Origin of the sequence: Sphingomonas paeninsulae, assembly GCF_003660165.1 — a bacterium.
Classification (GTDB): domain Bacteria; phylum Pseudomonadota; class Alphaproteobacteria; order Sphingomonadales; family Sphingomonadaceae; genus Sphingomonas_O; species Sphingomonas_O paeninsulae.
Genome location: NZ_CP032829.1, coordinates 869,773 through 896,309, shown reverse-complemented (window position 1 = coordinate 896,309; position 26,537 = coordinate 869,773). Strand labels below are relative to the sequence as shown.

25 protein-coding genes, 1 tRNA gene and 1 pseudogene are annotated in these 26,537 nt (G+C 58.9%); 8 read left to right on the top strand and 19 right to left on the bottom strand.

Features of this window, described 5'->3' with window-relative positions:
- Positions 1-3 precede the first annotated feature (3 nt).
- The 12 genes from D3Y57_RS09835 to D3Y57_RS09780 all read right to left on the bottom strand — a co-directional run bounded on the left by D3Y57_RS09835 (position 4) and on the right by D3Y57_RS09780 (position 12,098).
- Positions 4-285: a hypothetical protein gene (locus D3Y57_RS09835; protein WP_121152835.1), complete on the bottom strand. Its 282-nt coding sequence runs from the start codon at positions 283-285 to the stop codon at positions 4-6.
- Entirely contained in the window at positions 282-821 is a 540-nt protein-coding gene (locus tag D3Y57_RS09830) for a hypothetical protein (RefSeq protein WP_121152834.1), read from the bottom strand. The genes D3Y57_RS09835 and D3Y57_RS09830 overlap by 4 nt, the downstream gene beginning before the upstream one ends.
- A complete protein-coding gene (locus D3Y57_RS09825; RefSeq protein WP_121152833.1) occupies positions 818-4,423 on the bottom strand; it encodes a phage tail protein in 3,606 nt (1,201 codons plus the stop codon). Before D3Y57_RS09825 ends, D3Y57_RS09830 begins: the two co-directional genes overlap by 4 nt.
- Position 4,424: 1 nt before the next feature.
- On the bottom strand, positions 4,425-4,868 hold the full coding sequence (locus tag D3Y57_RS09820; RefSeq protein ID WP_121152832.1) for an NlpC/P60 family protein: 444 nt from the start codon (positions 4,866-4,868) through the stop codon (positions 4,425-4,427).
- On the bottom strand, positions 4,865-5,731 hold the full coding sequence (locus D3Y57_RS09815) for a DUF2163 domain-containing protein (RefSeq protein ID WP_121152831.1): 867 nt from the start codon (positions 5,729-5,731) through the stop codon (positions 4,865-4,867). The genes D3Y57_RS09820 and D3Y57_RS09815 overlap by 4 nt, the downstream gene beginning before the upstream one ends.
- Positions 5,732-6,337 carry a DUF2460 domain-containing protein gene (locus D3Y57_RS09810; RefSeq protein ID WP_162987073.1) on the bottom strand — a complete coding sequence of 202 codons (606 nt, stop codon included), beginning with the start codon at positions 6,335-6,337 and terminating at the stop codon, positions 5,732-5,734.
- Between the two features lie 97 nt (positions 6,338-6,434).
- Positions 6,435-7,139 carry a PDZ domain-containing protein gene (locus tag D3Y57_RS20405; RefSeq protein ID WP_205590111.1) on the bottom strand — a complete coding sequence of 235 codons (705 nt, stop codon included), beginning with the start codon at positions 7,137-7,139 and terminating at the stop codon, positions 6,435-6,437.
- A 71-nt stretch (positions 7,140-7,210) separates the two neighbouring features.
- Entirely contained in the window at positions 7,211-10,150 is a 2,940-nt protein-coding gene (locus tag D3Y57_RS09800) for a phage tail tape measure protein (protein WP_121152829.1), read from the bottom strand.
- 13 nt (positions 10,151-10,163) lie between these two features.
- Positions 10,164-10,415 (bottom strand): hypothetical protein, encoded by a 252-nt coding sequence (locus D3Y57_RS20190; RefSeq protein WP_162987072.1) that lies wholly within the window; start codon positions 10,413-10,415, stop codon positions 10,164-10,166.
- Between the two features lie 86 nt (positions 10,416-10,501).
- Positions 10,502-10,855 carry a hypothetical protein gene (locus D3Y57_RS09790; protein WP_121152827.1) on the bottom strand — a complete coding sequence of 118 codons (354 nt, stop codon included), beginning with the start codon at positions 10,853-10,855 and terminating at the stop codon, positions 10,502-10,504.
- The gene (locus tag D3Y57_RS09785; RefSeq protein ID WP_121152826.1) at positions 10,855-11,616 is read right to left on the bottom strand and encodes a hypothetical protein; all 762 of its coding nucleotides are present in this window, start codon (positions 11,614-11,616) and stop codon (positions 10,855-10,857) included. The genes D3Y57_RS09790 and D3Y57_RS09785 overlap by 1 nt, the downstream gene beginning before the upstream one ends.
- A gap of 62 nt (positions 11,617-11,678) precedes the next feature.
- Positions 11,679-12,098 (bottom strand): hypothetical protein, encoded by a 420-nt coding sequence (locus D3Y57_RS09780; RefSeq protein WP_121152825.1) that lies wholly within the window; start codon positions 12,096-12,098, stop codon positions 11,679-11,681.
- A 184-nt stretch (positions 12,099-12,282) separates the two neighbouring features.
- Between D3Y57_RS09780 and D3Y57_RS09775 the strand changes: the two genes are divergently transcribed.
- Positions 12,283-13,023 carry a hypothetical protein gene (locus D3Y57_RS09775; RefSeq protein ID WP_121152824.1) on the top strand — a complete coding sequence of 247 codons (741 nt, stop codon included), beginning with the start codon at positions 12,283-12,285 and terminating at the stop codon, positions 13,021-13,023.
- A 116-nt stretch (positions 13,024-13,139) separates the two neighbouring features.
- On the opposite strand, the gene D3Y57_RS09770 is transcribed toward D3Y57_RS09775, so the two are convergent.
- Positions 13,140-13,214, bottom strand: a tRNA-Val gene (locus D3Y57_RS09770).
- Positions 13,215-13,289: 75 nt separating this feature from the next.
- Positions 13,290-13,667 carry a cell cycle two-component system response regulator CpdR gene (cpdR, locus tag D3Y57_RS09765; RefSeq protein ID WP_121155716.1) on the bottom strand — a complete coding sequence of 126 codons (378 nt, stop codon included), beginning with the start codon at positions 13,665-13,667 and terminating at the stop codon, positions 13,290-13,292.
- Positions 13,668-13,775: 108 nt separating this feature from the next.
- Here cpdR and D3Y57_RS09760 point away from each other — a divergent pair, with 108 nt between their 5' ends.
- Positions 13,776-14,591: an N-formylglutamate amidohydrolase gene (locus D3Y57_RS09760; RefSeq protein WP_121152823.1), complete on the top strand. Its 816-nt coding sequence runs from the start codon at positions 13,776-13,778 to the stop codon at positions 14,589-14,591.
- A 266-nt stretch (positions 14,592-14,857) separates the two neighbouring features.
- Here D3Y57_RS09760 and D3Y57_RS09755 read toward each other — a convergent pair whose 3' ends face one another.
- Positions 14,858-15,577, bottom strand: a complete 720-nt coding sequence (locus D3Y57_RS09755) for a SapC family protein (protein ID WP_239026018.1) — start codon at positions 15,575-15,577, stop codon at positions 14,858-14,860.
- Between the two features lie 122 nt (positions 15,578-15,699).
- A complete protein-coding gene (locus D3Y57_RS09750) occupies positions 15,700-17,100 on the bottom strand; it encodes an FAD-binding oxidoreductase (protein WP_121152821.1) in 1,401 nt (466 codons plus the stop codon).
- A 244-nt stretch (positions 17,101-17,344) separates the two neighbouring features.
- On the opposite strand from D3Y57_RS09750, the gene D3Y57_RS09740 reads away from it, so the two are divergent.
- Together D3Y57_RS09740 and D3Y57_RS09735 are read left to right on the top strand one after the other, a co-directional pair.
- Positions 17,345-17,629, top strand: a complete 285-nt coding sequence (locus D3Y57_RS09740) for a hypothetical protein (RefSeq protein ID WP_121152819.1) — start codon at positions 17,345-17,347, stop codon at positions 17,627-17,629.
- A gap of 82 nt (positions 17,630-17,711) precedes the next feature.
- Positions 17,712-19,229 carry a DEAD/DEAH box helicase gene (locus D3Y57_RS09735; protein ID WP_121152818.1) on the top strand — a complete coding sequence of 506 codons (1,518 nt, stop codon included), beginning with the start codon at positions 17,712-17,714 and terminating at the stop codon, positions 19,227-19,229.
- A 108-nt stretch (positions 19,230-19,337) separates the two neighbouring features.
- Here the strand turns inward: D3Y57_RS09735 and leuB are convergent, their stop codons facing one another.
- Positions 19,338-20,393: a 3-isopropylmalate dehydrogenase gene (gene leuB / locus D3Y57_RS09730; protein WP_121152817.1), complete on the bottom strand. Its 1,056-nt coding sequence runs from the start codon at positions 20,391-20,393 to the stop codon at positions 19,338-19,340.
- A gap of 142 nt (positions 20,394-20,535) precedes the next feature.
- Here leuB and hppD point away from each other — a divergent pair, with 142 nt between their 5' ends.
- The 3 genes and pseudogenes from hppD (at position 20,536) to D3Y57_RS09715 (ending at position 24,054) form a co-directional block, all read left to right on the top strand.
- Positions 20,536-21,588: a 4-hydroxyphenylpyruvate dioxygenase gene (hppD, locus tag D3Y57_RS09725; protein WP_205590137.1), complete on the top strand. Its 1,053-nt coding sequence runs from the start codon at positions 20,536-20,538 to the stop codon at positions 21,586-21,588.
- A gap of 185 nt (positions 21,589-21,773) precedes the next feature.
- A pseudogene (gene hmgA, locus D3Y57_RS09720) lies at positions 21,774-23,050 on the top strand (homogentisate 1,2-dioxygenase).
- Positions 23,047-24,054, top strand: coding sequence for a fumarylacetoacetate hydrolase family protein (locus D3Y57_RS09715; RefSeq protein WP_121152815.1), 1,008 nt, complete (start codon positions 23,047-23,049; stop codon positions 24,052-24,054). Before hmgA ends, D3Y57_RS09715 begins: the two are co-directional and overlap by 4 nt.
- Position 24,055: 1 nt before the next feature.
- Here the strand turns inward: D3Y57_RS09715 and D3Y57_RS09710 are convergent, their stop codons facing one another.
- Positions 24,056-24,484 (bottom strand): thermonuclease family protein, encoded by a 429-nt coding sequence (locus tag D3Y57_RS09710; protein WP_347400424.1) that lies wholly within the window; start codon positions 24,482-24,484, stop codon positions 24,056-24,058.
- Between the two features lie 273 nt (positions 24,485-24,757).
- Between D3Y57_RS09710 and D3Y57_RS09705 the strand changes: the two genes are divergently transcribed.
- Positions 24,758-25,027, top strand: coding sequence for an SWIB/MDM2 domain-containing protein (locus D3Y57_RS09705; protein WP_121152813.1), 270 nt, complete (start codon positions 24,758-24,760; stop codon positions 25,025-25,027).
- Positions 25,028-25,089: 62 nt separating this feature from the next.
- Here D3Y57_RS09705 and rpoN read toward each other — a convergent pair whose 3' ends face one another.
- Positions 25,090-26,535 carry an RNA polymerase factor sigma-54 gene (gene rpoN, locus D3Y57_RS09700; protein ID WP_121152812.1) on the bottom strand — a complete coding sequence of 482 codons (1,446 nt, stop codon included), beginning with the start codon at positions 26,533-26,535 and terminating at the stop codon, positions 25,090-25,092.
- Between the last annotated feature and the right edge of the window lie 2 nt (positions 26,536-26,537).

Below are 26,537 nucleotides of genomic sequence, written 5' to 3'. Positions count from 1 at the left end.
TGGCTAGCTTTGGATTCCGTGGCGGACTTCAAACGCATAGGTGCGGCGGCAATGGAGCGGCGCGCTTCCAAGGTGGCCGAACAGCCAATCGATCGGGGTTTCGGCGATCAGGCCCCAGCGAAGCCCCTGCGTCGCAGCGCGTCCGATATGGCCCGATATGGTCTGGCGACCGTTAACCGGGTCAGTGTTGGTGATGAGGTAGGCAACCCCGAACAAAAGCGATGCGGCGAAGCAATCCAGGCCGACGAGGATCGCCTTAATGACGACTTTCAGGCGGGCGATCATGGCGCTGCCAGCGCGGCCCAATCGACCGCTGATGCCGCCACCATGTCCTTGATGTTGGTTGCGGCGGTGACGGCGGCTTTTGCTGCCATCCGAGCGCCTTCGATGCGCGATCCCAGCTTGATGAATAGCGCGCTGCTATAGGCCACCTCAGTCTGAACATCGGCAATGGTTCGCCCGCCTGCCGCGGCCTCCGCAGCCATGAACGGGAAATCGGCATCGGGAGCGCCTGCGACCCAAGCCTTTGCCTCGGCAGCTTTGAAGACATAGGTCATCTCTTGCCCCGGCGAGACGGTGATGAACTGCGCCCGGAACGCGCCTGCGTCGGCATCGATCTTGGCTGTCAGGAAGCCGCGAACAGGAGTGAGATCGACCGTGATCAACGTGATGCCGTCCACTGTGTTTGATATCAGAACATCTTGGAGAGCGCGGACCACGCCGATGCCCGTTGATGCCTGTTGATCAACATGGTCATCCGACGTTGACCCAGCGCCGCGGAAAGCCCCGGTATCCAGATCATATTTCACGAAATCCGTCATCTTTTCAGCCCTTGGATGTAGGTGGTGTCGTTGTATGCGCTCACCGAGATATTGTCGGCGTAATAGACGACTGAGACGGTGTAGGTGCCAGCGGCCAGCGATGCAGCAGCCGAGCAACCTATAGAATTGGTTTGAACGTTGGACGATCCACTCGCCGAGTTGAAGGCTGAACCGCCAATATTGACAATAACACCCCACGTGAACGCGGTCCCGGTGGAGTATTGCTGCGACGCGGTGAAGTTCACATAGACGACGCCAGCAACACTGAGCGTGATCGATCCAGAAACGAGTGTGTGGTAGGTGCGCGTATTGTTTCCGGCTGTGACTGTGCCGCTATTCAATATCAAGCCGTTGCTAACGGCGTTTGATACCATGGCCGACGTGCCTACCTGTCCACTGGCAATGCCACCGACCGATAGGATTGTTGTCGCAACGGCGCCCGCCGTGATCGTGCCGATCGGTGAGCCGGATAGCGCGCTGTTCGTCGCGTTCGCATCAGGCTTGCCGGTGCCGGTCAGGCCGTTCGTGAAGTCGACGGTTTTCAACATAGTAGCTTCGAAAGCGATGCTTGGAGTACCGGTGTAGGCAATGACATTCAGCGAAAAGAAGTAGACCCCTGCAGGTACGATATAGACCAGATCGTAAACTCTTGCGCCGCTGGTAACCGGTCCGTTTGCGACAAAATCAGGGGTGCTTATTGGGCCCGTCGGACTATTGTCAGTAGTGCTTTCTCCGGCTCGGAGGTATAGCCCAGTGCTTGATGAACCAAGAATACCGTATAAAAACACTTTTATATTGTAAATCTCGCCCGGCATGACGGCGACCGACTTGCAGGTTGCACCGATCTGGTCGCTTGTTGCTGACTTGGACAAGACAAATGAGTACTGTCCTGATTGTGCGTAAGTGGTGTTGGTATAAAATGCGACCGGCCCTGTGCCACCCACATAGTTCTTGACCCAACCCGCCGTGGTGCCGAGTTCAGCGCCACCGTTGTAGATTAGGTTCTGCCCGCCATTGCCTGCCAGCGTGTCGATGGCGGAGAGCGATGGACCGGCCTGAACGTCGGTGACGTTGGCCGTCGCCTGCGACCCGTTCCCAACGGTGATGCACGCGCGTAGCTTCAAGCCATTCGGTGCTACCAGCGACTTATAAACCAGTGAGCCGTTTATGTAATAGCGGACAACTGCCGCATCGTTCACAACATCGAAGTAATCACCGGCCGCAGTGGTGATGGTGGGAACAGTATAGACTGAGTTGCCTAGCTCATAAATGAAGTAGGCGGTTGCGCCACTCTGTGAGTAAATTGCATACTCCATCTTCGTGTAGATCATTGTCGAGAACGACGACTGTGACGTCAGGCCCACCATTAACCGCTGCGAAACGCCTGCCATCCGCGCCGCGACATAGCCACTCGTATAATAGTTTTTGTCGGCAACGCCTGTGGTCCAATCGCCGCCCGAGCCGTTACCCTTGAAGCCATTGGCGACGATCGTCGTTGTGCCCGAATAGGAAACATCGACCAGCGATAGTGATGTGCCAGCATAAGGCGCTGGCTTGGTAATGCCGCCCACGCCAGTAGCAAAATCAACCGGCGTTTCGAGCGCCTTCATGTTGCCGGTGATCGTGTAGGAATAGGCCGTTGCGGCCGATAACGCCTGCTCAGAGGTCCGATACACGTCGAAGGCCGTGCACTTGATGAAAACCGTCTGCCCGATCAGCGAGAGGTTAAGATCCTGCAATACAGCGATGGCGTCATCGACGCGGACGAAGGTTGCACCGCTTGCCGCTCCACCCGGCGTCGTGCCGTAAAGTCCGCGGTTCAGCGACGTCAGGTTGTAATTGTTCGTGCTCGTGAGGGTTGCGGTCTGATAGCTGAGATATTCACCGCCGACATTGATGAGCGTCGTGCCCTTGTCACGATCCGCCGTCGAAGCGGAAACAAGCTGAGCGTTCGATCGGAGCGCCGCCGCAACGGTGCTGGCTGTATCGGTCCCGGCCGCGTGAGCCGCAAGCGCCGCACTGAGCGTCCCATAACGCGACGAGCCGTAGATCGTGCCTTCCTGCGTGTAGTTCGTGCCATCGAGCGAAAGCCAGATGCGGCAACCGCCATAGAGCGGGTCGCTCGTTTGCCCGCCGACCGCGATTCCCATGTGCAGGCCGTCGCCAACAGCAAGGCTTGGCATTTCAAAGATGATTGGCGCCGCGCAGCTGAGCGGCATCTGTGATATGATTTGCTGCCAGCGCAGGCCGTTGTCATGGCTGTAGCGCGCAGCTGAGGCGATGCCGATCGGCGCATCCTCTGCCGTCACCATGAAACTATCGTCTTGCTCGTCGATCTCGATGATACGGACGGGCAGGCGGGCCATGCCGAGCGGACCGTCGGTCAACGTCACGATATCCATAGGCTCGAGCATCGCGAACCGTGCGCCAAGCTCGAATTCGTAGGTGTTGCGAACGAACAGGCTGCGTTGCAACAGCAGCTGACACGAGAGCTTGGCCGTCGTGCTGTCGCAGAACATATGCGCGGTGATCTGGCTGCCGGTTTTCAGGCCATAGGCTTCAATCGCTGTCTGATCTTCGGCGCTGCAAATCTCAGCATTGTACTGGTTGACGCGGTTCGAAAACTCCATCGTGATCCGGTTGTAGGCATCCGCTGGCGACGTGCGCGTAACCCGAACGGGATCGACGCCAACCCCAAGAAAGTCATCATCGCTCAGGTCAAACTGAACAGTGAGGTCGGGCGTGAAGGTAACGCCGTTGCCGGTGATAGCGGTATCGCCGCGCGGGGTGATCTTGAGCTGACCGCCCGACCAGAATGGCGCGGAGTTGGTCAGGTCACAGATTTCCTGAACCCGGTCGGCACCCGTCGCCTGATCCGAATAGGCCGGCGACATGAACAGGCCCATCGCGATGCAGTAATTCGAATAGGATGCCGCATAGCCCGAAAGCGGCGCGATCTGGCCCGAAGTCAGCCCAATACCATAAGCCTGCGCCGTCAGGATATCAGGGATGATGACCGCAGGATTCGCGTCAACGATCGCGCCGCCGTAGATGAATTTGCCCTGCACCTCGAAACTGTGATTCGGTACCGACGCGCTATCGCCCAGGTCATAGGCCGACGAGCAGACATAGGCGGTGCCCGAATAGGAAATCGCCTGATCGGTGAAGGACGTTCCTTGGCCCGCATAGCCGAACGCCTGATCGTAGATCCAGTTGGTGGATATGTTCCAGCCGGTCAGGAAGCTCCACGTCGACTGTGTTGTCGTACCGGTGAACAGGGTCAGGCCGACCGCCGCAAGCGTGGTCTTGTCCTTGTCCTTCCAAACCGATCCAATGCCCACGATCGGCCCTTCGCAAATGCCCATGATGGCAGCGACGGTGTAGGTGTAGGTCGTGTCCTTTTGCGTGACGGAGCCCAGCCCCTTGCCGCCGCTCGAGCTTGACGTCGTGTGCGGGATCGCTGTGAAGTTGCCGAACCAGAGCAGGTTGGCCGATACGCGATTGGTTCCGTAGATGACCGGGCGCGGGATGCCGTAGCTCGACGTCTGAATGACAATGCCCGCAATCTGCGTCGCCGTGGTCGAGATGGTTTTACCGCCCATGTCAGTTGCTCCCGAACAATGAGAAGAAGCGCGAAGGGCGTGAGGTCAGGTCAGTGTCCCGTTCGAAATCGCCAAGCACGACCGCGTGGTTGCGGGTGACGGCGTGGATGATGTGACCATCGTCATCGATGACGATCCCGCTGTGGCTATAGGTTCGGCCGAACTTCCACATGATGAGGTCGCCGGGCAGGAGCGCGGCGCGATCGATTTCGCGGGCATAGGGAATGACGAATTCGAGGAACTTCTCCTCATCGTGGTGCAACATCCACTGAGGCGAATATTCGGGCTCGATCTGCGGGATCAGGCCGACGGCATGATAGACCGCTGCGGGCAATCGGGCGCAGTCCACGCCGACGCCTTTGATCGATGCGTTATGGTGATAACTGGTCCCGAGCCACGTCATCGCCTCGGCAACGATTTCGGCGCGCTTGGCTGCGTCGGTCAATTCGAACGCACCGATTCAGGCGTCGGCACATACGGCGTTCCGCGAAAGTGAATGGTGTTGGCGAACTTCGAGAGACAGGTTGCCTTGGTGCGATCACAGCCGGCAAATACCGATATCGTTACGCCGGTGGCTGGGATGCTCGGCAGCGGCAGCGCGAAGGTGAAGCCGCCTGCGCCATCATAGGCTTTGACCGTGCGCTTGATGCCTGCGAGCGCACCACTGAGGAACGTCAGCACCCCCTGATCGAAATAACCCGCAGCCTGCGTCAGCCCGGTATCGAGAAAGGTCGTGGTCGAAGCGGGTGAACCGGTCACAGACGAGCCAAATGAGTAGGTTGACTTCGTCAACGTGCAGCCCGCGTCGTAAACAGTATGATCGCAAACCGACTGATAGACGTTGCGCGGGAAGTTCTGGCTCAGCAGCTCGAGCGCTGACTTCACCGTTACAGCAATTTCCGATCGCGACGGCACAACGTCCGAAAGCTGGCCTTGAAAGATCGGGATGGTGCCAATCACCGTTGGCCAGGTCGTCAGATACGCCGTCTCGACCAGCAACGTGCCTCCGTCGAGATAACCTTGTCGCGCAGCCTGCGGCCAAGGCAGTCCGCTCAGCATGTCGGTTGCCGTAGGGCTGACCGTCACCTGCATCGAGTCGACCTCGACGCCGATCTTTAGCGTCACCTTCGAGCGCGTGCAGATCGGGGCGCAACTTGCGAAGGCGAAGCCGCCGAACGTCAGCGCGACATCGGCGTTCGTGGTCCGAAGCACCGAGCCGTCGGCAAAGCTCCAGGTGTAGAAATCCGCCTTGTAAAATTGAGCCCCTGAGTTGAACAGCGCGGTGAGCGGTGCGGAGATGGTCTTCATCTACTTCACGCTCTGGAAATTGAGAGTTTGAAGCTCCCACAAGTTCTGCATGAACTTGCTCAGATCGATGCTGTCGTCGAGGAACTTGCAGCGCCAGTAATAGCTGCCGGTCCATGTCAGGGTCGCTGATACAGCTGGCGCGGTCGTGAAGGTGACGAGGCCCGTCGTGACGTTGAGCGTGTAATCGGTGCCGCCGATCTTGAGCGTACCGTTTATATAAATTGCTGGCGCCGACGTTGCGTTCACGGCCAGCACCGGCTCGACATAACCGCCCAGCGAGCGCGTCAGCTGGAAATTGGTCGAAGCTCCATCGCCAATGCCAAAGCCTTGCAGCGTGACCGAATTATCATCGGGATCATTGAACAGCCACGTATCGAAGCCGCCGTTGCGCGCATTGTAGAACCCGGCCAGCGTTTGCAGCTCGAGGTTCACATTGTCCGAGCGCAGGATGTCGTAGGCGAGCGAATACTTCCACTTCGGATAGCTCCAAAAGCCGATCCGCGTTTCCTTGCCCGACACCGAATCCTGCGTTTTCGTCGACCACATCGGGGTCTTCACGACAGGGAAGGTCAGCCCCGTAAGCGCGGGGAATACGGCGTTCGACAAGTGAGGTGATCCTTTTTGGACACGAAAAAGGGCGGCCATTGCTGACCGCCCTGATGGGTTGGTTTAGTGTGCCGGGTGAGCGGCTGAGGGCTAAGGCTTAGGGAAGCGTGACCTTCACGTCAGGCGCTCCGATTATGGAATATGTCATCGTCGAAGCGGTCGGTCGAACCGCCGCCGTCATTTCAACCGGCCCCATGCCAGCGAGAGACTTGCCATTGACCGCTGAAATCACGTTACCGACTTTGAGGCCCGCGCGTTCGGCAGTCGATCCGGGCGCGACTGTCATGATAACGACGCCGATCTGTGTCGGCTGATAGACGACCCCGAGGCGCGGGCCTGTTGGCGCAGCCGGGGCAGCCGCAACAGGGACTTGCATATTCGCCACGAGGTGAAGCTGGCCCTGCTTCAAAGCATATTCGCAAAATGCGTTTGTGAGATCCGACGAGCTATCTTCGCCTATATCAACCAGCGTTGCCATTCCGGCATTCACTACGACCCTGACCCATGACTCGCCCGAGTATCCGCCCATCTTGTTTCGCGAGTTAAGACGCCCACACGTCCAGTATCCGAGGCGCGACTTCGAAAGGAGCCCTTTGAGGCTGCCGCGCGCGAAGTTGTAGGGCCAGCTAAATTGCGCAGATCCCGGATCAACCAAACGGGTTTTGATGGCCGCTTCTGATGTTGCGACAGCATCGGCGAAAGTCGGTTGAGGCCCGAAGTCCGCTTGGGTGAGAGCCTGTTCGGCCGCCAGAGCAGGCGACGCGATCAACGCGATGGCGCAAAGTATTTTTCTCATGCGCATCAGTGGAATCGTTTCGGACGCCAAGTCAATATCGCCTAAACACGGCGTGCCGAAACGATGCGCTTCACGCCTTACCTTTTGCCGTCTCGATATGCCAACTTGAGAGCGTCGGCGACCGGTCCCTTATGCTCCATCAGCATTCGCTTGACGGACTTCGCATCGACCGCGTTGACGTTCAGATGAATGTGGGTGTCGCCGTTGGAGTTGGCGGCCTCTTTGGTATTATCGTTTCCGCCGCCGCCATTAATCATTGAGCGTAGCGGCGCAGCGAGCCGGGCCGGCAAAACCATTTCGTCTTTGTGGATCTGGGCGATCATGTCGTCGGACACCTGCCAGTTACCGCCAGCCATCGACGCCATCGGCGCAAAGGACATGACGGCTCCCATCGCCGTAGCTGCGGCAGCGGGTGCGAGTGCGGGGCCAACAATCGGAATCGCCGCGGTCGATGCAAAAGCTGCGGATGCCGCGATGGCCGCGTTCGATGTCACTGTGATTGCACCATCGCCCGATTGCATCGCCCGCTTGGTCAGAAACGCCGCCAGTTGTTGCGACAGCCAGTTCTCAATAACTGAGGACAGCGCGCCCGAAATGACTGACACCATCCCCTTGTAGAGACTGGTAATCATCCCGCCAAACCCCTGCTGCAAAGTCAGCATTGATGCGAGGTTATTCGCAAACAAGGTTTTTGTGGCGTTCGTAGCGGTCGTTTCGATCTTCGTGCGCTCGATCTCTGCCTTCTGGGTCAGCTTCGTCTTGTCATCTTGATATTTTTGATACGCGACGAGCAGCTGAGCGTTGATCTTAGCGACTTGAACCGGATCGCTGCCAGGAGGAATAAGCGCCTTCTCGCGTTGCAGTGATGCTTGCTCGATCTGATACTTCGCGTCTTCGAAGCGCTGTTCCTCGGCAATCAGTTGCGCCGTTGTCTCGCGCCCCATCGCAACCCGATGCTGAGCGGCTTGGTCGGCGGCGTTGATCTGGCTTGTTGTCGATTTAGCGAGCGACTGGATTGCGATATCATCGATCTCGCGGATCTGTGCCGCAGCTGCCTTTTTGAAAGTGACAATCTGTGCCTGGGCGGCTTTGTACTCTGCTGAATCTTGCCCATACATTCGAGCGACATAAGCAAGCTCTTGGGTCGCGATTGCGAGCTTGGCGGTCGCGTTTTTGTCAGCCTCGGCCAACTCAGCTTTGTAACCGTCAATGACGATCGCGATACGCTCCTTCACCAGTTGCGAATTTACAGCCAGATATTTGGTCTCGACCTGCGCGCGATCCTTGGTGCTGAGATCCGTGCGGGTAAGAACCTGCGCCCAATAATCAGCCTCCGACTGCAAGCTGTATGCCTGGGCGGTCCCTTGCGCGTCCTGCTCCATTGCCCACGCCAACTTCTTGGCGGTGAGAATGTCGTTCAGGTCCGAGACGACGGTGTCCTTTTCTTTTTTAGCTTTCGGGGTGTGCTCGAGGTTGGGGCCAGCATCGCCGCCCTTTGGCGCTTCGTGCTCCTTGACGCCGGTTGGCTTCGGTGCGGCCGGCTTCATCAAGCCGTCGGCCCATGCCTGAAAGGCTGCATCACCCTTGCCAATCTTGGCGAACTCGGCGTTCGCATCGCTGGCGGTCTTGCGAGCATCAGCAACAATCCGGGCGCCACCGGCCTTCACCTCGGCATCCACGCTGTTCATGCCTTCGCGCCAGTCGGCAGCGATGTCGGTCCATTGCATTGTGAGCGCATCGGCAATGATGATCGCGGTGGTTTTCATCAAAGCGCCAAGCACGTTTATGCCGAGCGAAATTTCGTCGAAAACTTCCTGAAGCTTGCCGCCCCACTGGATGCAAACCACAGCCATATATTCGAAAGCGTCGACGAGAACCTGCCTAAGAAAGCCGCAGATGATTGCAACCGCTTTAAAAGCATCGACAACGACAGCCATCGCTACCTTGAAAACATTGGCCCAATCGACGGTGTCAGCGCCGGTCTGCGAGAAAAATTCGCCAATCGCCGATCCGATCACATCGATGATTTCGCCCAAACCTTCGAACAGTGTCACGATGATCTCGAAAGCCTGCTTAACGAAGCCGCCAGCCTCGTAGCTTTCGGTCATCGACTTCACGAGATTGTTGAAGTTATCGACCATCTCTTTGAGCAATGGTGCGAAAGCGTCCATCAATGTCGTTTTCAGGCCAGCCCATGCCATCTTACTTTCGTTTACAGACTCGGCGAGGGCCATGCCCTTCGCGATGGCGTCATCGTTGACCATGCCATATTCTTTGGACTTGGTGATTAGCTCCTGTAAGCCATCTGCACCCTGATTTAGGAAAGGGATCATCTCGGCGCCGTTGCGGCCCATAAGATGCATAGCGAGTGCAACCTTGTTGGGGCCATCTTCCATGCCTTTGAACCGATCTGCCGTCGCGAGCAGAATATCCATCTGCGTTTTGGAGCTAGCAACAGCGATACCGAGTTTGGCAAAGCTGTCAGGTGATTTCTCGAAGTTCTTATCGAGGATCGCCATACCTTTTGTGATCGTGTCGAACGCTACGCCTGTGCCAAGGGCTGCGCCCTGCAATCCCTGAATTTGCGACGTGGCCATTCCGAACCGCTGGCTGAGGTGCTCGACCAACTCGGCCGCCTCGGCCATGTGCTCGGTCCATTCCTTAATGAACTCAACAGCGAACACAGCAAGGATTAGTTCGCCGATGCCCATCAGGGACTCGCGCATTTCGACCATGGCCTCTGCGCCTTCCTTGGCGCGGGCAGCCATTTCCTTGAGGCTGAACGACTCCTTTTCCGTTTCCTCCTCGAGCTTGTGCATCTCGCTGACCATTTCGGCGGTGCTGGCCGCGCCGCTCTGCATCGACTCTTTCATGATGGCAGCAAGGGATGCGAAGCCGGCATTCAGGCTCTCCAGAACACCGTCGATGCTTTCTAGTTGAGCCTTGGTTTCCGCAGTCGCAGGCGCGACAGCCGAAGCGTCACCGATGATTGATACTTTGACTTCGGTGTCGCTCATGTTCGGCCTTTCATTATTTTATCGGCAATGGCCTTGGACGCGGCAAGCGTATCCATTCCTGCCCCGGCATAGCTATGCCGGCAGCGATTTCGGCGATCTGTGCGGCGCCCTCGGGCAGATCGACCTGTTTCAAATTACCTGCTTCCGGTGTGTCCGCATCGGCGGTCAGCTTAATGCCGTGGGCGCTGGCAGCGAGCGCTAAACCGATGTGGATTGGCGGTCCGCACTCTCGCCAATGTTTCCGAATGTCGGAGACATCGTGCAAATCCCACTCTTCTTCGATGATCCGCTTGGAACCTCCTTCGATGCCCGCTGCGACAAGCTCGAAAACAATCGTGCGGAGGCGGTCGTCTAGGCTCCGTCCGCCACCGGCACCGGAGGAGCCGCGGCTTCCCCCGATGCGGCTGCCATTCCAGATGCGGCCATGACATCTTTGAAGCTGCGTTGGAGCGCGGCCATGTCACCCAGGCCGATATTTTCCTCGAGCCAGTCAACGGTGATGGTGGGATCGGCGATCTGGATGCCGACGATCAACGCGCCGATGAAATCGACGAGCATCGCGGTCATTTCGGTCAGCGTCGTGATGGGTGTATCGGCACCCGCCCGCGCGTTGATGGCGTCGATCGAGGGGGCCGCAAGTCGCAGCTGCTTTATCTTGTAGGGCGCGACCTCGAAATCGCGCCCACCGATTATCAGCTTTGTCATTACTGAGCCGTACCCCATGACATTACGCGACCAGCTGAATCCGCGAATGCTTCGAAATCAAGCTCCGGGATCAGGAAGTCATCGATCTTCGTAGCAATCGACAGCTTCGACGAAATGCAGGAATAGAGCGTGAGCGAAAGACCGTTGCCGCCGAGTTGGTTGAAGAAGTCACAGCGGAAGGTCGGTGCCGAACCCATGGCGATATTCTGCACGAGCGATGTCTTCGCAATGGTCGATGTAGCTGTGTATTGATAGCTGATGAAAACCGTCTGCCCCGTGTCGGCTGTAGCAAAAAGATAAGCTCCCGCGGTGACCGAATACTGACCAGTGGTCGGAGCCGATGCCACGCGGGTCATCGGATTGCCCTGCGCATTGCGAACGCCAAGGTCGACGCTCCATGCTCCGGTTGACGGAGGCGTTGGCGTGATTGTGAACGGTGTGGCAGGAATTACTGATCCAGTGACATCTGCATAATCGGCGAGCAGCGCACTTGTCATCGTCTGGCCGAAGTATAGCGCGTTCAGAACGGCACCATTGAATTGGCCGTATTTCACCTTGCCCGAAATCTTGCCTTTGCCGCGACCGGCTGCAACCGGAAACTGGTTTTGACCATAAAGCGTTTTGATGTCGCCGCTGATGTCGATCGAGACATCCTGCGTTGTGGCGAGAAGCTGTGGCGTTGGCACCGCGATGATTGCGCCGAACGCATCCGTGGTGGGGGTGCCCCAAAGAGCGCCCGCACCGAAGTTATACTGTGCCATGTAAAATCTCCATAAAAAACCCCGCACATCGGCGGGGCGGGGTGGTTGGTGAGAGGCGAGTTTCAGACGGTGAGGATCTTCACCGGGACCAAACTTATTTCATCATTTCCCAAGGTTCCCTCGGATGTGACGGTCGTTCCCTCGATGCGCGCCCACTGAACGAGGCCGCCGAGCGTTTGCGAAAAGCCCGGCACGGGCTCGGAAAGCTGAGCTTCGAGGTAATCCATGATCGGATTGAGCACTTCGCCCGGCGACACTGCGCCTTGCGTCGAGACATAAATGTAGAGCGTGACGTCGATCATCCAGACCGTCGGGAAGCCGGTTTTGCGGATTGCGGTTTCGGACTTCTGCGCCTGGAACAGAGCGGGTCGCTGGTTGGGCTTCACGTCGGTGAAGATCTTGAGCTTGCGGCTTGTGGTGACAAGGCCGGGTGCACCCTGCACGAGATCGAACAGCGCAGCGTAGATCGGCTCGCGGATCATTTGGTGGCCCTTTCGGCTGCAGCTTCAAAGCCATTGGTGATCGCGCCTGACTGTTCGAATTCCTTCAGCGACGGGACGAGGAACGCGCGTTTTTTCGGGGTGCCATTGGCGAACCTGTCGCTATCGCCGGTCGGTCGGGCCTTGGCCTTGGCTGCATCAATGGGTTGAGGGGTTCCGCAAATGGATGGCAGCGCGCACCGATCGCGTCCGCGCGCCGGGTACTATTGAAAACAGCCTGATCCAGCTTGCCGCCGCGTTCCGAATGGGCGGCGTTACACCAGCCTTCGGAACGATCCCGGTCACTGAACTGGTCCGCACTCCGCAGTACCGCGCCGACATTGAAACGCTGGCAGCGATGTTCCGCTATGCCATGACCCCGAAGAAGAAGCGCGACAACCTCCTGCGATTCCTGCGCGCCGCGGTAGCGACCTGGGCACGGCCCGATGCGGTCCATGACATCGACACCCGGCGCGAGCGGCGTCAGTGGCACCCGACCTCGCATGTGCTGGCGCTCAATCCCGACGGACGCCGACAGACGCGCAAATACCGCGCGACCGTTCCCGTGCCTCGCCAGTTCGTGCCGCACCTCCAAGCTGCCAAAGGGCCATATATCCCGGTATCCAGCGTGAAGTCGGCATGGGAGGCGATGGAGATCGATCTCAAACTGCCCCGCTCAGGCGAATCGGGCATGAAGCTCATTCGGCGCTCGGTATCGCATATCGCGCGCAAGCGGCTTGGCGAGGAGCATTGGGTGCAGGGCAAGATGATGCTCGGCCATCACAAGGCATCAACCAGCGATTTCTATGCGCTGCCAGATCCGGCCAATCTTGGACGTGCTTTGGCGGTAACGGAGGCCATCATCGACGATATCGAAAAGGCGGCTCCGGGCGCGTTCAGGCTCGTTGTTTTGAGGGCGGTGGCGTGATTTCGCAGGCGATCGTCACACCGCAAAAATGGCACCTTACCGCATGTTTACCGCAAGCGTCGATCAGGTCAGCGCCCCCCGGAGTTCTTAAAAATGGCTGATTTCCGGGGGAAAGTTGGTGGGCGTGGCAAGGATTGAACTTGCGACCCCTGCGATGTCAACACAGTGCTCTACCACTGAGCTACACGCCCACGCTGCGGCGCTCCTAACCGGCACCCGTCCGGCTGGCAACTGGTTAAACGTCGAACGGCTAAAACAATGGCCGCTTAAAGTTCGTAAACGGCGCGATCATCGAACATGCGGTCGACCTCGAGCACCAGATCGCGCAGATGGAATGGCTTCGAGAGCACTTTCGCTTTTGGTAAAGCTTGTCCAGCCCGCAACGTGACAGCCGAAAATCCGGTAATGAACATTACGCGCATATCGGGCGCGACGATCGCGGCTTTCTGCGCCAGTTCGATGCCGTCCATTTCGGGCATGACGATGTCGGTCAGCAGCAGATCGAACCCTTCGCCTGACACGACATGTTCCAGCGCGATTGTTCCACGGTCACAGGCAACCACCGAATAGCCCGACTTTTCCAGTGCACGTACAAGGTACACACGCATTGCATCGTCATCTTCGGCTAACAAAATACGGATCATCATAGTCCCCGAAGCGACTGTCCATGTCGCCCGTGGCAGTGAATATGCGCGTACCCGTTAATATTTTCCAGTGTTCGGCACACAATCTGTCGCTTATCGTCATGGAAGATGAACCGTTCCAACTCTTTCGAAATCTTTGGGCCGGCGACTCCGCTCAGTCCTGTGGTCGTGTCGGTGCCTCATGCCGGACGCGATTATCCCGATCTGGCGGAATTGCTGCGTCATCCTGTCGAACGGTTGCGGGCACTTGAGGATCGCTATGCCGATCGTCTTGCAGAGCGGGCAATTGCTGGCGGGGTCAATGCCATCGTCTCAAAGCTGCCGCGTCTGTGCATCGATCTTAACCGCGCTGAAGGTGATCTCGATCCCGCAATGGTAGAGGGGCGTTCAGCGGCCGGATATATGATCACCCCAAGGGCGCGGGGCGGGCTGGGCCTGATACCGCGGAGGCTGAACGAAGTCGGCGATATCTGGCGGGTCGCGCTCTCTCGGGAAGAAGTGCGACAACGAGTCGAAGGGCATTACCGGCCTTATCACACCGTGCTGAGGGCTATGCTGGCCGCAGCACAAGCGCGATTCGGAGTCGCGATCCTCCTTGATCTCCACTCGATGCCGCCACTGGCAGGCTTCGGCAAACCGACGATCGTTGTGGGCGATCGCTTTGGCAGAACAGCCTCTCCGCACGTTTCCGGACTTGCTGAAACGGTATTTACGGATGCGGGCTTCAGCGTCGGGCGAAACGCGCCATATGCGGGGGGCATATCATATCGCACCACGCCGATCGCACCCGCGATATTCAGGCATTGCAGATTGAGGTCGATCGCACCCTCTATCTGGACGGGGCATTCGACCAGACCGGCGCTGGCCTTTTCCGCCTGCAAGTGGCTATCGCGACGCTGGTCGATGGCCTGGCAGCGCGGATGATTTCTCCATCGGCAATCGCCGCTGAATAGCGGTTCCGGTTACCTGCCGACCGGGACTCGCCGATGAAACCACGCATCGACCAAAAAAAACCACCCCGCACTTTCGTGCAGGGTGGCCAGGTTCAGGAGGAGGCGCATCCTCAGATGCGCCGACCGTGCTGCGAAAGGGGGGGAACGCAGCGCCGGTCCAAACCAAGATAGGGGAGCGCATTCCGGTTTCAAGCAGCAACTTGACCAAAAAGTTCGTCTTCCCCTAACTGGCTGAAATCAGGCTGAAGTTGCCTCCGGCACAGCGCCCTGAGCAACCTGACGCCCAAAAATTTCTCGCATCAGGCTTAGCGAAAACAGATGGGCGTGAACCAGCGGCAGCAATCCCGACTTCATCATCTTGCGCAACGTGTCACCGCGCAGGTCACGCAGCTTTTCCTCGGCGACCATCTGGAAACCGCGATAGATGAACGGCTGCGAGTTCTCGTCGGTCTGGATCGTAACCTCGCCGTCGATCAGCAAGTCGAGTTCCTTCAGTTCCGCAACGAAAGCGGCGGTCCGTTGACCGGCCTGTTCGAACTGTTCGCAAAACTCGAGGATTGCCTTGACCGCCGTGCTTGGCTGATCGCCGTCGAACAGGGGTTCTCCCTCGTCAAAGGCACCGATCGCATTTGCGGTCGGATCGACGCACAGCGACAACTCGTCCGTGTCGGGGCGCAGACGGGCCAGCATGTAAGGATAGCGACGGATATAGGCCGGCAGATAAGCGTCCTGCACCATCATGCCGTCTTCGCCGAAAAACGTATTCACGCCTTCGTTCAGGCCCATCAGAGCCAGAGGTACTGGGTTGTCACCAGTCGCAAAAATGATCGGATAGAATCGCTGAGCGACGGCAAATTCGTCGATCGTGATCGGAACCGCGTGTTCGGTGCGGACAAACTGTGCGCCCTGCAACTGGCGGGTGCGCCAGGTGCCATGTTCCTGCGACGAAATTGGCACCAATTCTTTGTAAAACAGAGGCAGTGTATTCTGGGGGCCTGACTGGCCATCGGCGTGCTCCGAACGACTGAAAAGATGGGCGCTGCCCTATGGTGCGCGCGGCCTGCGCGCAAGTCGTCTGCCTAAACCAGCTTGCCGGGGTTCATGATATTCAGAGGATCGAGCGCATTTTTGATCGCCCGCAACGTCGCAATGCGTGCGGGGGGCGACAGGCGGATAAGCTCGTCGCGCTTCATCTGGCCGATACCATGCTCGGCTGAAATCGACCCGCCAGCCTTAGTAACCAGATCGTGGACCATATGACTGGCTGCTTCCCCCACCTCCGCCCGCCACCGTGGGCCGTCCACGCCCGCTGGCGCACGGACGTGGAAATGGACATTGCCATCGCCCAGATGCCCGAATGCGCTGGCATGGACTCCCGGGAAAGCGACCTCAACGGCTCGCGCCGCGTCGATCATGAAGGCGGGCATCGAATCGACCGGCACCGAAATGTCGTGCTGCATCGCCGGACCGGTCGCGCGCTCAGCTTCTGAAATCGAATCGCGGATCCGCCAGAACGCTTCTGCCTGAGCCTCGTTGGCCGACACAGTTGCATCCTCGATCAAATCGGTCTGGAGCAAGCCGGCCAGCGCTTCCGCTGCGCCCTCTCCGACATATTCGATCAGGATGTGCCACCGATGCGACCGGTTCAGCGGCGCGCGCGTGCCCGGAATATGCGTCAGTACGGCGTGAAGCGATTCGGCGGGCAGTATCTCGAAGCTCTCGATCCGGTTGTCCGACCGGCTTTCCATATAGCGCAGCAGCTTTAGCGCCGTGGCGGGGTGATCGACTCCCACCCACGCTACCGCGCGGTCGATGATGGCGGGCACCAGTCGCAGCGTCGCCGCCGTCACGATGCCGAGCGTACCCTCTGCCCCGATCAGCAACTGATCGAGATCATAGCCACGATTATCCTTTTTGAGCGCAGCCAGTCCGTCGTGGATCGACCCATCGGGCAACACCGCTTCTACGCCCAGCACCAGCGAGCGCATCGTGCCGAATCGCAGAACCTGAGTGCCACCCGCATTGGTCGAGACGAGGCCACCAATCGTCGCCGAACCCTTTGCGCCGAGCGACAGTGGAAACCGCCGACCCTGCGCAACCGCCGCATCGTGAAGCGCGCTCAGGATCACCCCAGCCTCAGCCACGGCAATGTTTGCAGCTGGGTCCAGTGCGCGGATGTGGTTCATCCGCCGCAGCGACAGGATCAGCGCCGAACCGTCTGCCGGTGGCGTTGCACCCCCGACCATCGACGTATTGCCCCCTTGAGGAACCAGAGGAACGCCGTGGTGCGCGCAAAGGGCGACGATGGCCGCTACCTCCCCGGTGTTTGCCGGAGCAAGGATGGCGGCCGCTTTCCCGTGAAACCGGCCGCGCCAGTCTGTCAGCCATGGCGCGATGTCATTTGCATCCTCGACAACGCCGCGCGAACCTATCAATTCTTTTGCAGCCGCAATGATCGAATTAATCGTCTGTTCAACCATATGACCCCATGCGCCACAGCCGGAGTGGAAACTCGCGATTGACGATATTTGACTACGCCCTGCTCGCTTTGGCGACAAGTACCGTGCCCGCCACGGCACCCGGAGACGTGCGTGTTGTGGAATCCGAATCCGAATCCGAAACGGCCTACGATCTTGAAGGCCTCGAGCTTGCGCAGCTAACCATTCAGCGCCGCATTTATATCCGTATCCCCCGGCCCGATCTATCCCTCCGCCTCCTCCGGAAATGCGACAGCGCTGGATAGAAAAAAAGGGTCCGAAATGTGTCCCGACCACCGGGCTTGGCGGGTTTGCGATCACCACGCCCGACAGCATCGACCTGTTCCTGAAAGGGGGATTGCGGTACCGCGCACATCTGGAAGACGATTGCCCGTCCATCGCATTTTATTCGGGATTTTATATCCGCCCGACAGAGGATGGCAGGATCTGCGTCGGCCGTGATTCCATTCATTCACGCGCGGGCGGACAGTGCGAAATCGTGAAGATACGAACGCTGGTGCCCCAACGCTAATCTGTGTTTTGCTTGACTTTCGCCGGGTCCGCCGACAACGCGAACGCGCCTTCCTCACGGACAAAACAATGATTAGCCCAGCATGAACTTTGCCGATCTCGGCCTATCCGACCAGCTCCTTCGCGCCGTAAACGAGTCGGGGTACACGGAACCGACCGCGATTCAGGCGAGCGCGATCCCCAGCGTGCTGATGATGCGCGATCTTATCGGGATTGCCCAGACCGGCACGGGAAAGACCGCCAGCTTTGTGTTGCCGATGATCGACATTCTGGCTGAGGGCCGCAGCCGTGCACGTATGCCGCGCTCGCTCATTCTGGAGCCGACGCGCGAACTCGCAGCGCAAGTTGCTGAGAACTTTGAGAAATACGGCAAGTATCACAAGCTTTCGATGGCGTTGCTTATCGGTGGCGTATCGATGGGCGATCAGTTGGCCGCGCTTGAAAAGGGCGTCGATGTCCTGATCGCAACGCCGGGCCGCCTGATGGACTTGTTCAATCGTGGCAAGATCATGCTGAACGGTTGTTCGCTGCTTGTCATTGATGAGGCCGACCGGATGCTCGACATGGGGTTCATCCCCGATATCGAGGAAATCTGCACCAAATTGCCCGCGAATCGCCAGACATTGCTGTTTTCGGCAACCATGCCTCCGGTTATCAAAAAGCTTGCCGATAAATTCCTGACCAACCCGAAACAGATCGAAGTTTCGCGGCCAGCCAGTGCCAATCTCCAGATCGAACAGCGCATTGTCGAGTGTTCCGCGCGGGGCAAGAAGGACGCGCTGCTCGATATCCTGCGCGCTGACGATGTTACCACGGCAATCATCTTTTCGAACCGCAAGACCACCGTCCGCGATCTCGCTTCCAGTCTCAGCCGCGCCGGTTTCAAGGCCGGCCAGATTCAGGGCGATATGGATCAGGGCGACCGGATCAAGGAACTGGACCGGTTCAAGGCTGGGGACATCACCGTCCTCGTCGCATCCGACGTCGCGGCACGCGGCCTCGATGTGAAGGGCGTCAGCCATGTCATCAATTACGACGTGCCTTGGCACCCTGATGATTACGTCCACCGTATCGGCCGTACCGGCCGTGCTGGCGCGACCGGCAAGGCATTTACGCTGGCGACGCCGGAAGATGCCGAAGCGGTCGCCAATATCGAAAAGCTGACCTCGACCAAGATCCCGCGCGTGGCAAAGGCGGAAGTCGCTCCTGCCCGTGCGCCTTCAAAGGCTGCGGTATCCGACGACGAAGCGCCTGTCGAAAAAAAGTCCCGCGTCCGCAAACGACCCGGCGCAAAGTCGAATGAGGTTGCGGCTCCGGAAGCCCGCGAACCGCGCCCAGCACGCGAGCCGCGCGAACCCCGTGCCGAACGTGAACCACGGCCAGAACGTGAAGCGCGTTCAGAACGCGAGTCCCGCCCGGAGCGCGAGCCTCGGCCAGAACGTGAGCCTCGGCCAGAACGTCAGGCACGTCAGGATCGCGATCCGCGCCCCGAACGCGAAGCTCGTCCCGCGCCGCGTCCAGCCCCCATCTCAGACGATGGACCGGATGACGGCTGGAACGGCCCGATGCCCGACTTCCTGAATTTCAAACTCGGTAGCTAAGCGGAACTTCCTGTCCCTCCGTTTCCCTGAGCCTGTCGAAGGGCTGTCCTCCTTCTCACGAAGCAAGCAGCCCCCTTCGACAAACTCAGATAAGCGGGTTGAACTGGGTTAACCCAGCTCCGCCAGCACAGCGTTGCCCATCGCAACTGTGGTCATCGTCCCACCCAGATCGCCGGTCCGCGCGCCGCCATCCAGCGCCCGCGTCACAGCCGCGAACAACCGATCAGCAATATCACCGCGCCCGAACGACCAGCGCAGCGCCATTTCGAACGACAGGATCGCCGCCAGAGGATTGGCGACACCCTTGCCTGCAATATCCGGCGCAGAACCGTGGATCGGTTCATAAAGGCCCGGCTTACCCTTGATCCCCAGCGCCGCCGACGGCAGCATCCCGAGCGATCCCGTCGCCTGACTGGCGGCATCCGACAAAATGTCACCGAACAAATTGTCGGTCACCAGTACGTCGAATTGCGTCGGTCGCCGAACCAACTGCATTGCGGCATTGTCCGCCAGCATATGTTCCAGCGTCACATCGGCATAGTCGCGCGCATGAAGTTCGGTCACAACCTCACGCCAAAGCACGCCCGATTCCATCACGTTCGATTTTTCCGCCGATGTCACATGATTGCGTCGTCCGCGCGCCAGTTCAAATGCGACCCGCGCAACCCGCTCGATTTCGCTCGTCGTATAAACCTGCGTATCGAACCCACGCTTCTGACCATCGGGCAGCGTTTCTATGCCGCGCGGCTGGCCGAAATACACGCCGCCGGTCAGTTCGCGCACGATCATGATGTCGAGGCCCGCAACCACCTCGCGCTTCAGCGACGACGCATCGGCCAGCGCATCGAAGCACAGCGCGGGACGCAAATTTGCAAACACGCCCATTTCGACGCGCAACTTCAGCAACCCAGCTTCTGGACGCAGCGCACGCGGCGCGTTCGCCCACTGTGGCCCGCCAACGGCACCCAGCAGCACGGCATCCGCACTCAGTGCCATCGCCAGCACTTCATCGGTCAGCGGCGTTCCATGGGCATCATAGCTTGCGCCGCCATAAATGGCCTCGGTGACCTCGATATCGGGGGTTAGCGCGGCAGCGACACGACGCACTTCGGCGCAAACTTCGGGACCGATCCCATCGCCGGGCAACAACAGCAATTTAGGCACTGACTATCCTTCTTCTCACACTCACGATTTGAACCCCTAGGGCAAGTTGTTAGTTAGGGGATAGGAGACTCACATGAACGATCTCACCCCCATCGATACCAAGCAATCGCACGGTGTCCAAAAGGCCCCGGCAGTTAATCATATGGGCCTCGACGGTTTTGAATTCGTCGAATTTACCAGTTCCGAACCCGAAGCGCTTGCCGATCTGTTCACCAAAATGGGTTTCACCCATGTCGGCACGCATCGTTCGAAAAACGTCCGCCGTTACGCTCAGGGCGACATCAACTTCCTGCTGAATATGGAGCCGGTCGGACAAGTCGCAGATTTTCGGGGCAAACATGGCCCATCGGCCAACGCGATGGCGTTCCGGGTTGCGGATGCCAATGCCGCACTGAAACTTGCCGTCGAACGCGGCGCGACTCCGGTCGAGGGGCGCGTCGGGCCGATGGAATTGAACATCCCCGCGATCGAGGGGATCGGCGGCGCAAATCTGTACCTCGTCGATAAACGCGGCGGCGCGACGATCTATGACATAGATTTCGAACCCGTCCCCGGCGCGACTGTTGCCGATCACGATGTCGGACTCCACACGCTCGATCACCTGACGCACAATCTTCAGCGTGGGCGGATGGCCTATTGGGGCGATTATTACGAACGCATCTTCGACTTCCGCGAAATCCGGTATTTCGACATCGAGGGGCAATCGACAGGCCTTTTCTCAAAGGCGATGACTGCCCCCGACGACAAGATCCGTATTCCCCTGAACGAAAGTCAGGACGAACATTCGCAGATCGAGGAATTCATCCGTGATTATAAGGGGGAGGGCATCCAGCATCTGGCGCTCGCCACCGATGATATCTTTGCCACGGTGGACAAGCTGCGCGCCAATGGCATCCGCTTTCAGGATAGCCCCGACAGCTATTTCGACATGATCGACGCACGGCTTCCGGGCCACGGCCATGATGTCGAGGAAATGCGCAAACGCCGGATTCTGATCGACGGTGCGCCGGAAACAGGGGGCGGATTGCTGCTCCAGATTTTCACCGAAAACATGGTTGGCCCAATCTTTTTCGAGATCATCCAGCGCAAAGGTAACGATGGCTTTGGCGAAGGTAATTTCAAGGCGCTGTTCGAGAGCCTTGAACTGGACCAGGTCCGTCGCGGCGTGATCCCGGCGACCAAAGAAAGCGCCTGATGTAAACCAAAGCACCGGTTCCCCGAACATATCTCCCCGCTTTCCAGAGCCTATCTTCCTCCGTTTCCCTGAGCTTGTCGAAGAGCTGTCCTTCTTCAAACTTTCGGCAGGACAACCCTTCGACAGGCGCAGGGAAGCGGATTTAAAGCTCAGCGGATTTAGCGCGACAAACGGAGGGCATTTTGATCGAAAACTATCAATCCGGCTTCGGCAACCACTTCCAGTCCGAAGCAATCCCTGGCGCACTGCCCGTCGGCCAGAACTCTCCGCAACGCCCCCAGTTCGGCCTTTATGCAGAACAAATCTCGGGCACTGCGTTCACGGCCCCCCGCCACGAAAACCGTCGAAGCTGGGTCTATCGCCTTCGCCCAAGTGCCGCCCATCGTCCCTTTGTCCCCTATCATGCCGCGCAACAATTCGCGCCCGGCACCGCGAAAGACCCGCTGCCTCCGAACCGCCTGCGCTGGTCGCCGTTACCCTTGTCCGACACGCCGACCGACCTGATCGACGGCATGACAACGATGATGGCCAATCGCGACCCCGCCAGTCTGGAAGGCGTTGCGGTCCACATCTACCGCGCCAACGCCGACATGCAGACCCGCGCATTCTTCAACGCGGATGGCGAAATGCTGTTCATCCCCCAGCAGGGCCGCCTGACGCTGCTCACCGAAATGGGACGCCTCGACCTCTCACCCGGCGAAATCGGCCTGATCCCGCGTGGCATCCGTTTCCGCGCGATGCTCCCCGATGGCAGCGCCTATGGCTATGTTGCCGAAAACCACGGCAGCCTGTTTCGCCTTCCCGAACTTGGGCCACTCGGCTCGAACGGCCTTGCCAACCCCCGCGACTTCCTGACCCCGGTTGCCGCTTATGAAGACCTCGATCAGCCCTTTGAACTGATCCAGAAGTTCATGGGTTCGCTCTGGACAACGACACTCGATCACAGTCCGCTCGATGTCGTCGCATGGCACGGCAACCTCGTTCCGTGGAAATATGATCTTGCGCGGTTCAATACCATCGGCACGGTCAGCTTCGATCATCCCGATCCGTCGGTCTTCACCGTCCTGACCAGCCCCAGCGACACGCCCGGCCGCGCCAATGCCGATTTCGTTATCTTCCCGCCGCGCTGGATGGTTGCCGAAAATACCTTTCGCCCGCCGTGGTTCCATCGCAACATCATGTCGGAGGCGATGGGCCTGATTACCGGGGCTTACGACGCGAAAGCGGAAGGATTTGCACCCGGCGGACTATCGTTGCACAACATGATGAACGCGCACGGCCCCGATGCGGCAAGCTGGCGCGCGGCAACAGATGCGGACTTGCAGCCGCACAAAATAGAGGGACGATGGCGTTCATGGTCGAAAGCTGCTGGCCCTTCCGCCCCACCGCCCACGCCCTAGAAACCGCCCAGCCCGATTACGACGCGGCATGGGCCGACTTTCCGAAAGCGAAAATAAAGTGAAGCTTGCCAGTTTGAAACATGGACGCGACGGTCGTTTGGTTGTCGTGTCGGACGATCTCGCCTGGTATGCGGAGGCGCAGCATATTGCGCCTACCTTACAGGCCGCCCTCGACGATTGGGACGCGCTGTCGCCTTCGCTGGAGGCGCTGTCGACCGATCTGGCGCATGAGGCGATCCCGATGCGCCGTTTCCACGAACGGCTGGCTGCGGCTCCCTTGCCGCGTGCGTTTCAGTGGGCCGATGGGTCCGCTTATGTGAACCATGTTGCCCTTGTCCGTCAGGCGCGCGGCGCGGAAATGCCCGACAGTTTCTGGCACGACCCGCTGGTGTATCAGGGTGGCTCCGACGGCTTTCTCGGCCCGCGCGACGATATCCCGTTGGCCGACGAAAGCTGGGGCTGCGATATGGAAGCCGAAGTCGTTGTCGTGACGGGTGATGTCCAACAGGGAGCATCGCGCGAAGAAGCGCTCGCCGCGATCCGCCTCGTCGGCCTGACTAACGATGTGTCACTTCGTAACCTGATCCCCGGCGAACTCAGCAAGGGCTTTGGTTTCTACCAGTCGAAACCCGCCAGCGCATTTACGCCAGTCTTCGTCACCCCTGGCGCGCTCGGCGCACGGTGGGAGGATGGCAAACTCCACGGCGCATTGAACGTCGATCTCAACGGTAAACCCTTCGGTCGTGCCGATGCCGGCATCGACATGACTTTCGATTTCGGCACGCTGATCGCACACCTTGCCAAAACCCGCAGTCTCGGAGCAGGCACGATTGTCGGTTCAGGCACAGTCTCCAATCGCGGTAGCGACGGTGGTCCCGGCAAACCGATCAGCGACGGCGGCGTCGGCTACTCCTGCATCGCCGAAGTCCGCACCATCGAAACCATCCTGCGCGGGAAAGCTGAAACGCCCTTCCTGAAAGGCGGCGACACCGTCCGCATCTGGATGGACGACGACAAACACCGGCCGATCTTCGGTGTCATCGAACAGGCCGTCGCCACAATCTAACTCACGTACACCATGATCGGCGCGCGCCGTCCCACTCGCGCGCCAGTCCTTCGGCAACCAGCTTCTCGCCGAGCGATTGCCCACTCCGCACGATGATGCGAAGCTTGCGGCCATAACGATCAGTGTCGCGATCGATGCTCGCCAACCGAAACGGTCCGGCGTTCAATAGCGCATGCAGCCGTCGGGTCGCAGCGTTGCCAAGCGTCCTTTCCTGCGGGCAACGTGGTTGATGCGTTTCGGGTGCGTCGATATCGGCGATCCTCACCTTTTCTCTATTCACCCAGAAAGTGTCACCATCGACGACGCAATTCACACCGCCTCCGGTGAAACAATAATCAAAGCGTGCTTGCTGGATACGAGTGGGTATAGCGAAATTAGCCCCTGTCAGTGTGGAGGTCAGGACGCAGGCGAGTGTGAAATGTCGCAGCATAGGATGGTTCATCATCCCCGCCCGCTAAAACGCCTGACGTCCCTCCGTCGTCTCAAAGCCGCACCGCTTCGACCATCAACACCTGTATGTTGCGTCCGGTCCGGTGCAGCAACGTGGTTACGAATGTAACAATTGCACCCGATTCCGGCCTATATCGCCCCAAATCACCGCAAAATCGCCGCTTTCTCCTCGGAGGTGCTTGACGAAGGCGTGACGGCCCGACATCCCCTTCGCAGCACAAGAAAGTGCCACCTGTTTTGGGAGGAAATATCTATGGCCGTAGAACCCGCAAAGAAGCCCAACGCGCTCCAGACGCCACTTAAGCCTTCAAAAGAACTCGGTGCAGTGATCGGTGATGGTACCGTCACACGCGGCGAAATGGTTTCCAAAATCTGGGAATACATCAAGAAGCACAACCTGCAGAATCCCGCCAACAAGCGTGAGATCGTTGCAGACGAAAAGCTGAAGGTTGTATTCGGCCGCGATAAGGTCACGATGTTCGAAATGAACAAGTATCTGTCGGCGCATCTCAGCAAGATCTGATTGCTGAAAAGTTTAGCACCCCGTTCCGGCACTAAGGCCAGAACGGGGGTTGCTGATCCGTTTTAAGCGGCCTTCGTCTCTATAGCGCGCGCCCGGCGCCGCTGCACCGATGATCCCAGTCCAAGCGCCTCGCGATATTTCGCGACGGTCCGCCGGGCAATATCGAACCCCTTTTCTCGCAACAGATCGACCAGCGTGTCGTCCGACAAGATAGCATCCGCAGCCTCTGCCGATATCAGCGTTTTGATCGCAGCCTTTACCGCCAATGCGGAAGACGCCTCGCCGCCATCCGATGACCCGATGCCGCTGGTGAAAAAATACTTCAGCTCGAACGTACCACGTGGGCAACTGAGGTATTTGTTGCTCGTCACCCGACTGACCGTCGATTCATGAAGCGAAACGGCATCAGCCACCGTTCGCAGTGTCAGCGGCTTTAGGTGCGCGACGCCGTGGAGAAAGAACCCCTCCTGCGCCTTCACGATTTCGGTCGCGACCTTGATGATCGTCCGCTGCCGCTGGTCCAGCGCCTTGATCAGCCAGGTTGCACTTGCCAGCGCATCACTTAGCCAAGCCTTTGATGCACGATCGTTCGCGCTGCTTGTCAGCTCGGCATGGTAACGCCGGTTGACAAGAACACGGGGCAGGGTGGCGCTGTTGATCTCCACGCGCCAACCCTTTGCCGTCCGGTTTACGAACAGGTCGGGCGTCACCGTTTCCACCCGCGCCGAGCCAAAACGCAGGCCCGGCTTTGGATCGTAGCTGCGTAGTTCGCGGATCATGTCGGTCATGTCCTCATCATCAACACCGCACAGCCGCTGAAGATGTGCGATCTTGCCACCCGCCAACAGCTCGAGATTATCGAGCAAAGTCTTCATACACGGATCGTAGCGGTCGGCCTCCTGTGCCTGCAGGCTAAGGCATTCGGACAAGGTGCGTGCGCCGACGCCCGTTGGCTCAAAGCCCTGAATGACCGTCAGCACTGCCTCGACTTCGCCCAAAGGAACGCCAAGTCGCCGCGCGGTTTCCAGCACGGGGGTAGTCAAATAGCCAGATTCATCGATGGCATCGATCAATACGGTCGCGATGGACAGAGCGACGCCGATCAGCACTTCGCCCGCCTGTGCGATCAGATGGTCGGTCAGCGTTTCAGCTGCGCCGGCGAAGCTGTCGAAATCGATGCCGTCTTCGCCCGCTGACCCTGAATTTGCTCCAGCACCGTCGCTCGCGCCGTCGTGGTGGAAAATGTCTTCGGAAAAGTCCGCATCGTCCGGTTTCGGCTCGCTCAGGTCGGCGACGGGTTCTGCTTCAACGGGAACTGGGCCTTCGGTTGGGAGGTCGCCCTCATCGGCAGGTCCTCCCTCTAGCAACGGGTTCTTTTCGATCTCTTCAGCCAGAAACGTCTCAACCTCGAGGTTCGACAGCGCGAGCAGGCGAATCGCCTGCTGCAACTGTGGCGTCATCACCAGCGACTGGCTTTGCCTCAAATCAAGGCGCGGCCCCAAACCCATGA